At 62.6% G+C, this 15,060-nt stretch carries 9 protein-coding genes; 4 read left to right on the top strand and 5 right to left on the bottom strand.

Annotated features, from left to right (window positions below):
- Window positions 1-12: 12 nt before the first annotated feature.
- Both carB and carA read right to left on the bottom strand, forming a co-directional pair.
- Window positions 13-3,849 (bottom strand): carbamoyl-phosphate synthase large subunit, encoded by a 3,837-nt coding sequence (gene carB, locus IV454_RS22700; RefSeq protein WP_206087958.1) that lies wholly within the window; start codon window positions 3,847-3,849, stop codon window positions 13-15.
- A complete protein-coding gene (gene carA / locus IV454_RS22695; protein ID WP_206087957.1) occupies window positions 3,842-4,999 on the bottom strand; it encodes a glutamine-hydrolyzing carbamoyl-phosphate synthase small subunit in 1,158 nt (385 codons plus the stop codon). Before carA ends, carB begins: the two co-directional genes overlap by 8 nt.
- 372 nt (window positions 5,000-5,371) lie before the next feature.
- On the opposite strand from carA, the gene IV454_RS22690 reads away from it, so the two are divergent.
- From IV454_RS22690 to IV454_RS22675, 4 genes are all read left to right on the top strand, one after another.
- Window positions 5,372-5,863 carry a dihydrofolate reductase gene (locus tag IV454_RS22690; protein ID WP_206087956.1) on the top strand — a complete coding sequence of 164 codons (492 nt, stop codon included), beginning with the start codon at window positions 5,372-5,374 and terminating at the stop codon, window positions 5,861-5,863.
- A 4-nt stretch (window positions 5,864-5,867) separates the two neighbouring features.
- Window positions 5,868-6,482: a DUF4337 domain-containing protein gene (locus tag IV454_RS22685; RefSeq protein WP_206087955.1), complete on the top strand. Its 615-nt coding sequence runs from the start codon at window positions 5,868-5,870 to the stop codon at window positions 6,480-6,482.
- Window positions 6,483-6,684: 202 nt separating this feature from the next.
- Window positions 6,685-8,937: an arginine/lysine/ornithine decarboxylase gene (locus IV454_RS22680; protein WP_167090532.1), complete on the top strand. Its 2,253-nt coding sequence runs from the start codon at window positions 6,685-6,687 to the stop codon at window positions 8,935-8,937.
- A gap of 149 nt (window positions 8,938-9,086) precedes the next feature.
- A complete protein-coding gene (locus IV454_RS22675) occupies window positions 9,087-10,403 on the top strand; it encodes a ComEC/Rec2 family competence protein (RefSeq protein ID WP_206087954.1) in 1,317 nt (438 codons plus the stop codon).
- 14 nt (window positions 10,404-10,417) lie between these two features.
- On the opposite strand, the gene dcd is transcribed toward IV454_RS22675, so the two are convergent.
- The 3 genes from dcd to IV454_RS22660 form a co-directional block, all read right to left on the bottom strand.
- Window positions 10,418-10,987, bottom strand: coding sequence for a dCTP deaminase (gene dcd / locus IV454_RS22670; protein WP_054267910.1), 570 nt, complete (start codon window positions 10,985-10,987; stop codon window positions 10,418-10,420).
- A 287-nt stretch (window positions 10,988-11,274) separates the two neighbouring features.
- Complete coding sequence (locus IV454_RS22665) at window positions 11,275-13,590, bottom strand: sensor domain-containing diguanylate cyclase (RefSeq protein ID WP_206087953.1); 2,316 nt, start codon at window positions 13,588-13,590, stop codon at window positions 11,275-11,277.
- A 361-nt stretch (window positions 13,591-13,951) separates the two neighbouring features.
- Complete coding sequence (locus IV454_RS22660; protein ID WP_206087952.1) at window positions 13,952-14,980, bottom strand: SDR family oxidoreductase; 1,029 nt, start codon at window positions 14,978-14,980, stop codon at window positions 13,952-13,954.
- Window positions 14,981-15,060 lie beyond the last annotated feature (80 nt).

Raw genomic sequence — 15,060 nt, 5'->3', positions numbered from 1 at the left:
CTCCTTGAAGGACTAGGGATTGGTGGCTTCGCTTGCGCTGAGCCGGATGGTACTGAAAAAGGAATGGATGCCCTTGCGCAGTTCGTCGACATGCTCGAACTCCAGGTAAGTGACATCGCACAGGTCTTGCAGCTCGCGGATCAGGGTGGTCTTGATCGGCGCGTGCTTCCACACCAGGAACAGCACCGGCGTGCAGCGGCCCTTGAAGATGTGGTAGCCCAGCTCGAAGGCGCTGCTTTCGCTCATGCCGACCCGGATATTGACCACTGCGTCGGCGTGGTCGAGCAGTCCGAGACGGTGGTCGCGGAAGTTCTTGGGCGTGAACGGCAGGTGGAAATCGCGCTCGAACGACTTCTTGAACGTGTCCGCGCTTTCTGCGCGGGTCCCGGTCAGGTAGTCGAACGGATGCGGCAGGCCGTTGGCGCTGTCGATCAGGTCCATGATGTCGCCGATCAGGCGCTGTTGCTCGGCGTCCGATTCGGTGAACGGCTGGCGGATGAACAGCTTGAGCGGGGTGCCGCCGGTGGTGCGTTCGCGCGAGCGGGCGCGCCGCTCGGGCAATACGGTGGAGGCGGCGGCCAGGTCGGCGGCGCTGGGCAGCGCGCGCGCCGGCGGCGCCGGTTCCGCCTGCGGATGCTTGGCGTGCAGTTCCTGCAGCGAGGCGAGGCCGTAGCTGTCGGCGTGGCGGGCCGCCTCGAACATGCATTCGGCACCGGCGATGGTGGTGCACACCACCGTGCCGGCCGCCAGCGCCGCCACCCGCAGCGGACGTGAAGCCACCACGGCGCTGCGCTTTTCGTCGACCGTCAGGACCATCATCGCGATCTCGCGCGCGGCCAGGCGTTCCAGGATGACGGCGTCGTCGATGTCCTCCACCGCCAGGTCGGCGGCGCGGATAACGGTCGCCGTGACCAGGCTGGCGCACAGGGTGAAGCCGGCGCCGAGCAGCTGGCGCGCCAGCACCACGACGCGGGCCTGGTCGCCGCGCTTGACGCGCAGGTATACCAGGCCGGCGCGCGGCACCTTGACCGAGGCGCCCAGCTGGGCCTTGAAGAAGGCTTCGCCGAAGGTCGCACCGACACCCATCACTTCCCCGGTCGATTTCATTTCGGGGCTGAGGATGGTGTCCACGCCCGGGAATTTGGCGAACGGGAACACCGCTTCCTTGACGCTGAAGCATGGCGCCACGGCTTCTTCCAGCATGCCCTGGCTTGCCAACGATTGGCCGGCCATGCAGCGCGCGGCGATTTTTGCCAGTTGCAGCCCGGTCGCTTTCGACACGAAGGGCACGGTGCGCGAGGCGCGCGGGTTCACTTCCAGCACATACACCACGTCGTGCACGCGCCCGTCGACCCGCTTTTGCTGGACCGCGAACTGCACGTTCATCAAGCCAACGACATTCAGTTGCAGCGCCATCAGCGAAGTCTGGCGTTTGATTTCAAGCACCGTGGCAGCGCTGAGCGAATGCGGCGGCAGCGAACAGGCCGAGTCGCCGGAGTGGATGCCGGCCTGCTCGATGTGTTCCATCACGCCGCCGATCAGGGTGCGCGTGCCGTCGCAGACGCAGTCGACGTCGACCTCGATGGCGTCGTTCAGGAAGCGGTCCAGCAGCACCGGCGAATCGTGCGAGACGGTGACCGCTTCGCGCATGTAGCGTTCCAGGTCGGCCTGCTCGTGCACGATTTCCATCGCGCGCCCTCCCAGCACGTACGAAGGACGCACCACCAGCGGATAGCCGATTTCCTCGGCCAGGCGCACCGCGTCAGCCTCGGTGCGCGCAGTGCGGTTCTGCGGCTGGCGCAGGTCCATCTTTTGCAGGAATTGCTGGAAGCGTTCGCGGTCTTCGGCGGCGTCGATCATGTCGGGCGAGGTGCCGATGATCGGCACGCCGGCCGCTTCCAGCGCCAGCGCCAGTTTCAGCGGGGTCTGGCCGCCGTACTGCACGATCACGCCGGCCGGCTTTTCGAGGGCGACGATTTCGAGCACGTCTTCCAGGGTCACCGGCTCGAAATACAGGCGGTCGGAGGTGTCGAAGTCGGTCGAGACGGTTTCGGGATTGCAGTTGACCATGATGGTTTCATAGCCATCGGCGCGCAGGGCCATCGCCGCGTGCACGCAGCAGTAGTCGAATTCGATGCCCTGGCCGATGCGGTTCGGGCCACCGCCGAGCACCATCATCTTGCTGCGCGAACTGGGCGCCGCTTCGCATTCTTCGTCGTAGGTGGAGTACAGGTAGGCGGTGCTGGTCGAAAATTCGGCGGCGCAGGTGTCGACCCGCTTGTACACGGGCCGCACGCCGAGTGCGTGGCGCGCCGTGCGTACCGCCTGTTCGGTCGCGCCCAGCAGCGCCGCCAGGCGGCGGTCGCCGAAGCCTTGCTGCTTGAGGCGGTACATGACCGGCTTGTCGAGCGCGGCCAGGGTTTGCTGCCCGATCCATTGCTCGACTTCGACCAGGTCGTGGATCTGCGCCAGGAACCATGGGTCGATGGCGCTGCAGGCGTGCACTTCATCCTGGGTGAAGCCTTGGGCGAAGGCTTCGCCGACGTACCAGATGCGGTCTGGTCCCGGTTTGCTCAATTCTTCCTCGATCACGGCGCGCCCGGTCTGCATGCCGTCGCGGCGCACGCCGTCGACGCCGATATCGAGGCCGCGCAGGGCTTTCTGGAACGATTCCTGGAAGGTGCGGCCGATCGCCATCACCTCGCCCACCGATTTCATCTGGGTGGTCAGGTGCTCGTCGGCGCCGGCGAATTTTTCGAACGCGAAGCGCGGGATCTTGGTGACCACGTAGTCGATCGATGGCTCGAACGAGGCCGGCATGGCGCCGCCGGTGATTTCGTTGCGCAGTTCGTCGAGGGTGAAGCCGACCGCCAGCTTGGCCGCCACGCGCGCGATCGGAAAGCCGGTGGCCTTGGAGGCCAGCGCCGACGAACGCGAGACGCGCGGATTCATTTCGATGACGATCATGCGGCCGTCCGCCGGATTGACCGCGAACTGCACGTTCGAGCCGCCCGTGTCGACGCCCACCTCGCGTAGCACCGCCACCGAGGCGTTGCGCATGATCTGGTATTCCTTGTCGGTCAAGGTCTGGGCCGGTGCCACGGTGATCGAGTCGCCCGTGTGCACGCCCATCGGATCGAGGTTTTCGATGGAGCAGACGATGATGCAGTTATCCGCCTTGTCGCGCACCACTTCCATCTCGAATTCTTTCCACCCGAGCAGCGACTCTTCGATCAGCAGCTCGTTGGTGGGCGACAGTTCCAGGCCGCGCTGGCAGATGGTGTGGAACTGCGCCGCATCGTAGGCGATGCCGCCGCCGCTGCCGCCCATCGTAAACGACGGCCGGATTACCACCGGAAAGCCGAGCGGGCCTTGCGCTTCCCACGCTTCGGCCATGCTGTGGGCCACGCCGGAACGGGCCGAGGCCAGGCCGATGCTGGTCATGGCGGCCTTGAACTTGGCGCGGTCCTCGGCCTTGTCGATCGCTTCCGGCGTGGCGCCGATCAGTTCGACGCCGAATTCGGCCAGCACGCCATGGCGGTGCAGGTCGAGCGCGCAATTGAGCGCGGTCTGGCCGCCCATGGTCGGCAGGATGGCGTCGGGCCGCTCCTTGGCGATGATGCGCGCCACCACTTCCCAGGCGATCGGCTCGATGTAGGTGACATCGGCCATCTCGGGGTCGGTCATGATGGTGGCCGGGTTGCTGTTGACGAGGATGACCTTGTAGCCTTCCTCGCGCAGCGCCTTGCAGGCCTGGGCCCCGGAATAATCGAATTCGCAAGCCTGGCCGATCACGATCGGGCCGGCGCCAATAATCAGGATGCTACGGAGGTCTGAACGCTTAGGCATGTTTACGGCTTTCCATCATGGTAACGAATTTGTCGAACAATACGGCCAGGTCGTGCGGACCGGGTGAGGCTTCCGGGTGGCCCTGGAAACAGAAGGCCGGCTTGTCAAGGCGCTCGAAGCCCTGCAAGGTGCCGTCGAACAGCGACACGTGGGTGACGCGGCAGTTGGCCGGCAAGGTGGCCGCATCGACCGCGAAACCGTGGTTCTGCGAGGTGATGGCGACCTTGCCGGTGGCCAGATCCTGCACCGGGTGGTTGGCGCCGCGGTGGCCGAACTTCATCTTGACCGTGCGCGCGCCCGAGGCCAGCGCCATGATCTGGTGCCCGAGGCAGATGCCGAACACGGGGGTGCCGCTGTCGATCAGGGTGCGCGCGGCCTCGATGGCGTAGTCGCAGGCTTGCGGGTCGCCCGGTCCGTTCGACAGGAAGATGCCGTCCGGCTTGAGTGCCAGCGCATCCTGCGCGCTCGATTGCGCCGGCAGCACGGTCACGCGGCAGCCGCGCCCGGCCAGCATGCGCAGGATATTGGTTTTCACGCCGTAGTCGTAGGCCACCACGTGCAGGTGCGGCGCCGGGTGCGGCGCGCAGCCTGCACCCAGCTGCCACAGGCCTTCGGTCCATGCGTAGGGCGCACTGGTGGAAGCGACGCGCGCCAGGTCCATGCCATCGAGGCCGGGGAAGGCGCGCGCCAGGGCCAGCGCTTCGCCAGGCTCGCCGCCGACCACGATGGCGCCATTCTGGGCACCCTTTTCGCGCAGCAGGCGGGTCAGCTTGCGGGTATCGATATCGGCAATCGCCACCACGTTCTGCTGCACCAGATAATCGGACAGGCTTTGGGTCGAGCGGAAATTCGATGCCAGCAAAGGCAGGTCGCGGATAATCAGGCCGGCGGCCTGCACGCGCGCGGACTCGCCATCTTCGCCGTTGATGCCGGTGTTGCCTATATGAGGGTAAGTCAGGGTGACGATCTGGCGCGTGTAGCTCGGATCGGTCAACACTTCCTGGTAGCCGGTCATGGCCGTATTGAACACGACTTCGCCGCTGGTCTGGCCGCTGGCGCCGATGGCGCTGCCTTCAAACAAGGTGCCGTCCTGCAATGCCAAGGTGGCGCGCGGGCGTGCGCCGGTGCTGTTACTGAGAGGGTGCTTCATCTGGTCTCCAAAATAGGGCACCCGCTGCCCGGCCCTGGCAATGTTCACCTTGCTATTGAACAAGAAAACCCTGCTTGATCCATCTTCGTTGCGGCGAGTGTTGGAATACAATACAGCATAGGATTGCAGTTGCCCTACAGAAATTAATGTGTGACGTTTTATCCCAACACTTAATTTTGAAATTGCCAATTTCCTCTTTGTAATTAACGATGTACAAGAAAACAAGCCGGTGAGTTTGTGTTACTTAGCACATTGAAACTATCAGGGCGAAGGTACGGCTCAACAGCATCTTTGGCAGATCAAAATCTTGCGGAGTCGCCGATTTGGATGATAATGGCAACCTTCTGATCTCTTTGGAAACAGCTAGGCAATATGACAAGACTCTCACTCATTGTTGCAATGGATGCCGCACGCGGAATCGGCATCGACAACACCCTGCCCTGGCGTCTGCCGGAAGATCTGGCGCACTTCAAGCGTCTGACCACGGGTCACCCGATCATCATGGGCCGCAAGACGTTCGACTCGATCGGCCGCCCGCTGCCGAACCGGCGCAACATCGTCATCAGCACCAATCCCGGCTGGCGCCACGAGGGCGTCGAACGGGCCGCCTCGGTGCAGGAAGCGATCGCGCTGGTGGACGGTGGCGATGCGCCGGCCTTCGTCATCGGCGGGGCCCAGATCTACGCGCAAACCCTGGCCCTGGCGCAGCACGTGATCGTCACCGAGATCGCGCACAGCTTCGCATGCGATACTTTTTTCCCCGCGCTCGACCCGGCCGCATGGACCGAGACCGCGCGCGAACCACACCATTCGGCCAGCAATGGCTTCGATTACGCCTTCGTCACTTATAGCAAAGCGAGTTAATACCATGTCGGGACACGGATTTCACGTACACGGACCGCACGATCACGCGGTCGAACACGCAGCCCACGGCAGCGACACCTTCTCCAACAATATCGCGGTCATGACGGCGGTACTGGCCACGGTCGGCGCCATGTTCGGCTACCAGGGCGGCGCCACCCAGAACGATGCGGCGCTGTTCAAGAATAACGCCGCGATCGAAAAGACCAAGGCCGCCAACAGCTGGAACTATTATCAGGCCAAGTCGAACAAGCAGAACCTGGCAGAACTGGCGATGGTGCTGCCCGGCGTCGACCCGGAAAAATACAAGACCGACGTGGCGCGCTACAAGGCGGAGAAAGATGACATCCGCAAGGAAGCCGAGGCGCTCGACAAAAAGGCCGACGAGTGGAACCACCAGTCCGACACCAAGATGCACCAGCACCACCAGTGGGCGCTGGCCACCACGGCCGAACAGATCGCCATTTCGCTGGCGGCGATCACCCTGCTGACCCGTAAGAAGTGGCTGATGATGGGCGCCTACGCGGTCGCCGCGGTCGGCATTTTGCTCGGCGTGTTCGCCTGGCTGCACATCGATCCGATCGGCGCGCTGTTGGGCGCCGGCGCCGTCGCGGCGCACTAAACGGACAGCGCGCGGGGTGCGCGCCCCGCGCGCGCGCCTGTTGTGCGACACTACGGCCCGCTTGTAGTTAATCTAGCAAAAGTTTTTCACCGGATTTCCGCCATTTCTGCGAAAATCCGCTTCTTATTTTTTATCGGTGCCGCGAGCGGCGTCCCGCAACCTGCGCGGACTTCCCTCGCGGCGCTTCGCTTTGGAGCTGTCCATGAAATTTCGTTTCCCAATCGTCATCATCGACGAGGATTTTCGTTCCGAGAACACCTCCGGCCTCGGCATCCGCGCGCTCGCCGAGGCGATGGAAAAAGAAGGCATGGAGGTACTCGGCGTCACCAGCTACGGCGACCTGTCGCAGTTCGCGCAGCAGCAGTCGCGCGCCTCGGCCTTCGTGCTGTCGATCGATGACGAGGAATTCGGCTCCGGCTCGATCGAAGACACCGATTCGGCCCTGATCGCGCTGCGCGCCTTCGTCAAGGAAATCCGCCACAAGAACTCGGACATCCCGATCTACATCTACGGCGAAACGCGCACCTCGCGCCACATCCCGAACGACATCCTGCGCGAGCTGCACGGCTTCATCCACATGTTCGAGGACACGCCCGAATTCGTGGCGCGCCACATCATCCGCGAAGCCAAGTCCTACCTCGATGGCCTGGCGCCGCCGTTTTTCCGCGCGCTGGTCAACTACGCCAACGACGGTTCGTACTCGTGGCACTGCCCCGGGCACTCGGGCGGCGTGGCCTTCCTGAAGTCGCCGATCGGCCAGATGTTCCACCAGTTCTTTGGCGAGAACATGCTGCGCGCCGACGTCTGCAACGCCGTCGAAGAACTCGGCCAACTGCTCGACCACACCGGCCCGGTCGCCAAGTCGGAGCGCAACGCGGCGCGCATCTTCAACGCCGACCACTGCTATTTTGTGACCAACGGTACCTCGACCTCGAACAAGATGGTCTGGCACTCCACGGTCGCACCCGGCGACATCGTCGTGGTGGACCGTAATTGCCACAAGTCGATCCTGCACTCGATCATCATGTGCGGCGCGATCCCCGTGTTCCTGATGCCGACCCGGAACCACCTCGGCATCATCGGCCCGATTCCGCTCGAAGAATTCACGCCCGAATCGATCGCCCGCAAGATCGAAGCCAATCCGTTCGCGCGCGAGGCCGTCAACAAGAAGCCGCGCATCCTGACGATCACCCAGTCGACCTACGACGGCGTGGTGTACAACGTCGAGACCCTGCGCGAAATGTTGGACGGTAAGATCGACACCCTGCACTTCGACGAAGCGTGGCTGCCGCATGCGACCTTCCACGACTTCTACAAGAACATGCACGCGATCGGCAAGGACCGTCCGCGCGCCAAGGAATCGATGATCTTCTCGACCCAGTCGACCCACAAGCTGCTGGCCGGCCTGTCGCAGGCCTCGCAGGTGCTGGTGCGCGAATCGGAAACGGTCAAGCTGGACCAGGATGCCTTCAACGAGGCCTACCTGATGCACACCTCCACCTCGCCGCAGTATTCGATCATCGCCTCGTGCGACGTCGCCGCGGCCATGATGGAAGCGCCGGGCGGCACCGCGCTGGTCGAGGAATCGATTTTCGAAGCGCTCGACTTCCGCCGCGCCATGAAAAAAGTCGACGCCGAATTCGGCAACGACTGGTGGTTCCAGGTGTGGGGCCCGGACACCTTCTCGGAAGAAGGCATCGGCACCCAGGACGACTGGATGATCCGCGCCGAGGACGACTGGCACGGTTTCGGCAACCTGGCCCCGGGCTTCAACATGCTCGATCCGATCAAGGCCACCGTGGTCACCCCGGGCCTGACCCTGGACGGCGTGTTCGGCGACTCCGGCATTCCGGCGTCGATCGTCACCAAGTACCTGGCCGAACACGGCGTGATCATCGAGAAGTGCGGGCTGTACTCGTTCTTCATCATGTTCACCATCGGGATCACCAAGGGCCGCTGGAATACGCTGGTCACGGCGCTGCAGCAGTTCAAGGACGACTACGACAAGAACCAGCCGATGTGGCGCATCCTGCCGGAGTTTGCGGCGGCCAACCCGCGCTACGAAGCGATGGGCCTGCGCGACCTGTGCCAGCAGATCCACGACTTCTACAAGACTTACGACGTGGCGCGCCTGACCACCGAGATGTACCTGTCCGACATGATCCCGGCCATGAAACCGTCCGACGCCTTTGCCAAGATGGCGCACCGCGAAATCGAGCGCGTGGCCATCGAGGAGCTGGAAGGCCGCATCACGGCGATTTTGCTGACGCCTTACCCGCCGGGCATTCCGCTCTTGATCCCGGGCGAGCGCTTCAACAAGACCATCGTCGACTACCTGCGCTTCGCGCGCGACTTCAACGAGCGCTTCCCCGGCTTCGAGACCGACGTGCACGGCCTGGTCAAGCGCGAAGTCGATGGCAAGCGCGGTTATTTCGTCGATTGCGTGCGCCAGTAATCGCCAATCCATGCAGCACGCATGAAAGGAACCTTCGGGTTCCTTTTTTTTTGGGCGCGCGAGCGTGCGCGTGACAATTGATGAGTATTCGCGGGTGCGCGCCGTGGCAAGCTTGCAGCCATCGCAAGACCATCCACGGGAGAGTTTTCATGCAGGAGATACTCGTCAGGCGCGTGCAGCACCCGGTTGGCCAGGGCGGCTTTCACATGGCGGACATGTGGGTGGAGGACGAGCCGTTCCGCTATATCTACGATTGCGGATCGGACAATCCGGATGCGATTCGCACCGTGCTGGCGGGCCTGCATCGAACCGAAGACGAAAAAAAATTCGACTGGCTTGTCATTTCAAGTTTCGACATGGACCACTGCAACGGCGTGACACTGTTGCTCAAGGGGGGCTATACGTTCAAGCGCGTATTCCTGCCGCACCGTCTGGATAGCAAGCTGCTGGTCTGGCTGTTGTGCTGCTACGTGCTCGATGGACGCAGCCTTGCGGAGATTCAGGCTGCCCTGGCGTCGCTGCGCGAACTGCGCGAGCTTTCCGATCAATTCGGCCGCGACGGCGACGAGGACGGCAGCGTGCTTGAACGGGACGGGCCGAATCCGGCGAATCAGGTCAACATCACCTACCGTGTCAAGGACGCGGACTGGATGTTCCGCTTCTATTCGCGGGAGACGAACTATGCTGCGCTGGTCACGGCCTTGTTCGGCAACGACGAATTCAAGCCGCTCAAGAAGATCATGGAAGCGGCTGCGAGAACGGTCAGCGGAAGGGCCGCGCCTGGCGATACGACAACCATCCTGGACCAGCTGTTTTCGGTCCTCGGCAAACCGCCGGTGGCAGCGGCCGATGGCACCCCCGTGAGCACGGAGACGGTCAAGAAGCTCTTGGGAAAAGCCTATCAAGCCCTGACCAAGGACGGCGCCCGCGTATTCGGAGACTATAACGAGGTATCGCTCTGCCTGTACTCCGGCCCGCGCACCTCGGGCCAGAGCGCCGCCAGCCGCTTCAACGTGGCGTGCACCATAGGACACCATTCCGACTATTCCGTCCGCGATGGAACCCGCCGCGCCGGTTGGCTGGGACTGGGCGACATCGGCTTTCGCACTCGGGCATTGCTCGAGGAGCTGGCGCTGTACTACCGGTCGGAACTTGCGCTGTCGTGCACGAAAATGGTGCCGCATCACGGCGCGCAGAGTAACTACGGCACGCATCTGGCCACCTTGACGCCCTTTTTCGGACTCGACGACACGCCAACGCTATGGGTCGCGGCGGCCCACCCGCTCGCGGGCTACCGGCACCCGGCCGGCATCGTGGTGCTGGAATCGGGGAAGAACGGCAGCTTCGCCATGGTCTCGGACGACCCGGGATCGCGCATCGAAGAGACCATCCGCTCGGCGCCGGCATTAAACAGGGCGACCGCGCGCTACCTGATCCACCTTTTGCACAATGCCGGCTATCGATAGCCGGGCTGCGGCAATCAAGCCTTGGGAAGCGTGACCCCGACCTGCCCCTGATATTTGCCGCCGCGGTCCTTGTACGACACTTCGCACACTTCGTCCGATTCGAAGAACAGGACCTGGGCCACGCCTTCGTTGGCATAGATCTTTGCCGGCAGCGGCGTGGTATTGGAAAACTCCAAGGTCACGAAGCCTTCCCATTCCGGCTCGAACGGGGTGACGTTGACGATAATTCCGCAGCGGGCGTAGGTCGATTTGCCCAGGCAGATGGTCAGCACATTGCGCGGGATGCGGAAGTACTCCACGGTGCGCGCCAAGGCGAACGAGTTGGGTGGAATGATGCAAAAGCCCTTGCCCGAGACGTCGACGAAATTGTTTTCGTCAAAATTCTTGGGGTCGACGATGGTGGTATTGATGTTGGTGAACAGCTTGAATTCATCGGCGCAGCGGATGTCGTAACCGTAGCTCGACGTGCCGTACGAAACGATGCGCTGGCCATCGCGTTCCTTGACCTGCCCCGGCTCGAAAGGCTCGATCATGCCCGTTTCCGCGGCCATTTTGCGGATCCATTTATCGGATTTAATGCTCATGCGTGTGATTCCAAAATAAAGAATAGGTCAATAGAACGCCGTTTCAATGGCGCTCTCTCCGCCGCCTGGGCAGCGCTCGCTTCGGAGCTGGCCGGCGCGAGGCCTGCCGATCGGGTGCGGCGAAAAAAGAAATTCCCGCGATTTTACGCGAAAAGCCCTTGCCGGCGGCGATTGGCGGCCTGTTTTTGCACTGGCGTCCGCCGTTTCCGCCCACCGTGCCGGGACGGCACGCCGCCGAAGTGAGCCGCCTCCTGCCTGCCGATGAGCCGATCGGCGCGGCATCGCCTTCATGGGGGGTAGCCGCCGGCGTCGGCGCGCCCGGATTGCGGCCCGCTCGCAGCTTGCCGGAAGCAATTCCTGCCCGCACGCTTGGCATCGTACATTGCCTGGTCGGCCGCCTTGAGCAGCAGGTCCGGTGTCATGCCGGCTTCAAAATAGGCGACACCGATACTGCTGCTTACTTGCAGCGTGATGCCGCCGATGTCGAAAGCCGGCACCATCGCCTCGACCAGTTTGTGCGCAAGTACCGCGCCATCTTGCTCCCCGGTCATCCCTTCCACGATCAGGACGAATTCGTCGCCACCGAGCCGCGCCATGAAATCGGACTCGCGCAGCATCGCGCGGGTCCGCTGGGCATACATGCGAATCACCTGGTCTCCCACGTCGTGCCCGTAGGTATCGTTGATCTGCTTGAAGCGGTCGATGTCGAAGTACATCAGCGCCAGGCCATGACGGCGCTGCGCGCGCTTGACCGCCTCCTCCAGCTGGCTCTGGAAGTATCCCCGGTTCGGCAGTCCGGTCAGGCTGTCGAAGTTCGCGCGCCGGAACAGCTCCTGCTCCATGTATTTGCGTGCTGTAATGTCCTCGGTGACTGCAAGAACGCCGACCACCTTCCCTTTGTCGTCTTTCAAGGGGATTTTGCTGGTTTCGATCCAGCATTCCGTGCCATCCGAGCGGACGTCGGTGGCCTGCATGCGCATGCGTGCCACCCCTGAGCGCATCACCTCGCGGTCGACCTGATGGAAATGCGCTGCCTGATCGTGCCAGCGCAAGTCCGCATCTGTCTTGCCGAGCAACTGATCGATGCTTTGCAGGCCGGCCACCTCCAGCAATGAGCGGTTACCCCCCTGATATTGACTGTCGATGTTTTTCCAGAAGACGTTTTGCGGAATATTGTCTAGTATGAGCTGCAACATTTGCCTGGATTCGTAGAGCGCCATTTCGGCTTGTTTGCGGTCGGTGATATTTTCGGCGAACACCAGCACATGGCTGAGCTTATCGGCCACATTCATCGGTATCATGACGATCGAGAGGTCCGAGCTGCGCCCGTTGGCGGCAGTGATTTGGGTGGTGTAAGCGACAGCATGCCCGGCAAGGACTTCGTCGAAATGCCGCGCCGCCGCGTCGCGCTGCCCGGTTGCGATAAACCTGTCGTCCGTGGTGCCGATCAGCGCTTCGCCGCTCACCCCGAGTTCCTTGGCCATCTGCTGGTTGACCTGGATGAATCGGCGCTGAGAGTCCAGTGCATAGACTGCGAACGGATGGTGGGCGAAAAAACCGCCAAACCGTTCCCTGAAGTCGACAATCGCGCGCTTGCGTGACAGATAGCGTGGCCAGGCCGCCGTGGCATAGCTCGCGATCAAGGCAAGCAAGAGTCCGATAGCGAACACCTGGGCTCCCGCGCGCCTGGACTTGGGTCCCAGGTCGGCCTGTTTCGCATAAAAATAGACCAGCCATGTGCGGTAGGCGAACTGCACTTCGGCGCGGTGCGCCAGCAGTTGGTCCGATTTCGCCTCCAGGGCATGCGGCCGCTGGTCGGCGTCGAATACAATATTGTTGGCTGCAACGCTATCCTGGAACACTTCGAGGTCGAAGTGCCGGGCCAGGTGCCCATCGTCGAACTTCAGAAACAAGTGGTTCACATACAGCGCTGAAAATACGAAGCCGGTCAGATTGTCGCGCTGTGCCGTGGCCGTGCCGGGGCCTGGCCGGGATGCCCGTACCGGAGCGAATATCAGCACCACGGGACGGTTGCTCGCATCGCGCAGCGCCATGTGGAGCCGGGTGGCGACCGGTTCATCGCGTGCCTCGGCCTCCCGCATCGCGGCCCGGCGTTCGGGAACCGCCGAAAAATCGAAGCCGCGCAGCCGGCCGGCACGGGCCGGGTCGCCGCCATGCTGGCCATACAGCAGAGGAAAGTAGGCATCGATACCAGCGCGCCGATTCAGGATGCGGTAGCGGGGAAAGAGCAGGCTCGCCTCGGCCTCGAAGCGATCGGCCTGTGCGGCAGGCACCTTGGGCAGGTAGCCGAACGAACTAATCCCCGGCAATTTTTCGAACATCCGGCTAGCGCCGATATAGTGGTCGAATTCTCCGGGCTGGACATCGTTCGAGGCGCTGAGAAAGGCCGCCAGCGCCCGGCTTGCGCTCACGTACAGATCAAGCCGGTGTCGCAACAGCGACGTGTAGTTCTTTGCAACTTCCTGCAATTGGCTGAGCTGTTCCGCTTCACTGCGTTGCGCGCGGTCCACGTAGCCATACGCGGAGAGCGCCAGGCCGATCACGAACACACCAGCCGGCAGCCCGTGGCGGCCAAGTGCCATTTTAATGTGTTCCAAGAGCAAAGCCATTCTTTCCCCTGCCAGTTTGCTGGCGAATCCGGCGCGAGGGACCGCGCCCGCCCTTGCCGGGCGATACGGCTTGACGGCGATGATGTCCTGATCTTAGCAGCCTCCTTTTTTCATCGCGGCAATGCACAAGGAATATTCCCGACAGGGTCAGCACAAATACAACACGTTCAGCTTGCATCGGTGCGCGATGGCGGTCAGGAACGCCGGGGAGCACTTACCGCATTCAAGCTGGCCAGACTGGGAAGACGGCCAAGGCGGCCATCGAGGTGAAGTGTGAAGCGGCAGACATCATGGCCACGATGGCATCACCGCCGTCGAGCGGGAAGCGTGCGCGTCAAAACCGGCCATGGCTGCGATACCAGGCGACGGTATCCGCCACGGTTTGTTCAAGCGGCCTGAACTTCAGTGCGAGTTCGCGCTCGCTCTTGGCGTGGTTGAAGTGGCTGCGTCCGGCTTCCTTGACCATCAAGCGCACTGTGGCCAGACCGAGCAAAATGGGCCTGCCGGTGATGCGCGCATAGAGTTCTTGCGCCGCCGCCAGGACGTACAAGAGGGGTAAAGGCAGCTTGCGCACGGGTGTCTTGACGCCGGCGATCTTGCCCAGCAAGGGCACCAGTTGCTGCATCGTCATGTGGCGGCCCGCCGCCAGGTAACGTTCTCCGCGTTGCCCGTGCAGCGCCGCCGCGATATGTGCCTGCGCCACGTCGCGCGCGTCGACCACGGAAAAACTGCCTGGCACCAGCCCCGGCAATTTGCCGAGAACCACATCATTGACAAATTGTCCCGACGAGGTGGGACCGATGTCTGCCGGTCCCCACATCCATCCGGGCAGAACCAGGCTGGCGTGCATGTCCGGGTGGCCTGCCAGAAAGTGCAGCACGGCTTGATCGGCCAATTTCTTGCTGCGGTAATAGTCGTCGGCATCGTCCAGCTCGCGCAGGCAGGATTCGTCGATGGGTGCGCCTGCTTCGCCATTGAGCACGGCAATCGATGAGGTTTGGACAAAATGCCGGATGCCGGCGCCGTAAGCCTGTTCGATGAGCGACCGGGTCCCATCGACATTGATGCGCTTGAGTTCCTTCCAGTGGCTGCCGCCCTTGTAGTTGTCGCGGAAGAAGGCTGCTGTGTGAAACACGACATCGCATCCTCGCAGCTGATCGGCGAAGGCGGACACGTCCGCCATGTCGCCCAACACCAGCTCGACGCCTTCCAGTCCCCTGAATTGTTGCTGGCCCTTGTACAGCGAGCGCACCAGCGCCTTGACGGCAAAGCCGCGCCCGATCAGCTCGCGCACGAGGTTGTTGCCGAGGAGACCAGTCGCGCCGGTGACGAAGGCGGACTTCAGTTGCGGATCTATTTTCATATCATATGAATTTCAAAGTTCGAATGATATTTAATGTGCGGGAGCCACCCCGGGGATGTCAAGCAGTATCTCGGCCCATA

The sequence above is a fragment of the Massilia antarctica genome (genome assembly GCF_015689335.1).
Lineage (GTDB): Bacteria > Pseudomonadota > Gammaproteobacteria > Burkholderiales > Burkholderiaceae_D > Telluria_A > Telluria_A antarctica.
This window is presented reverse-complemented; position numbering and strand designations above follow the sequence as displayed.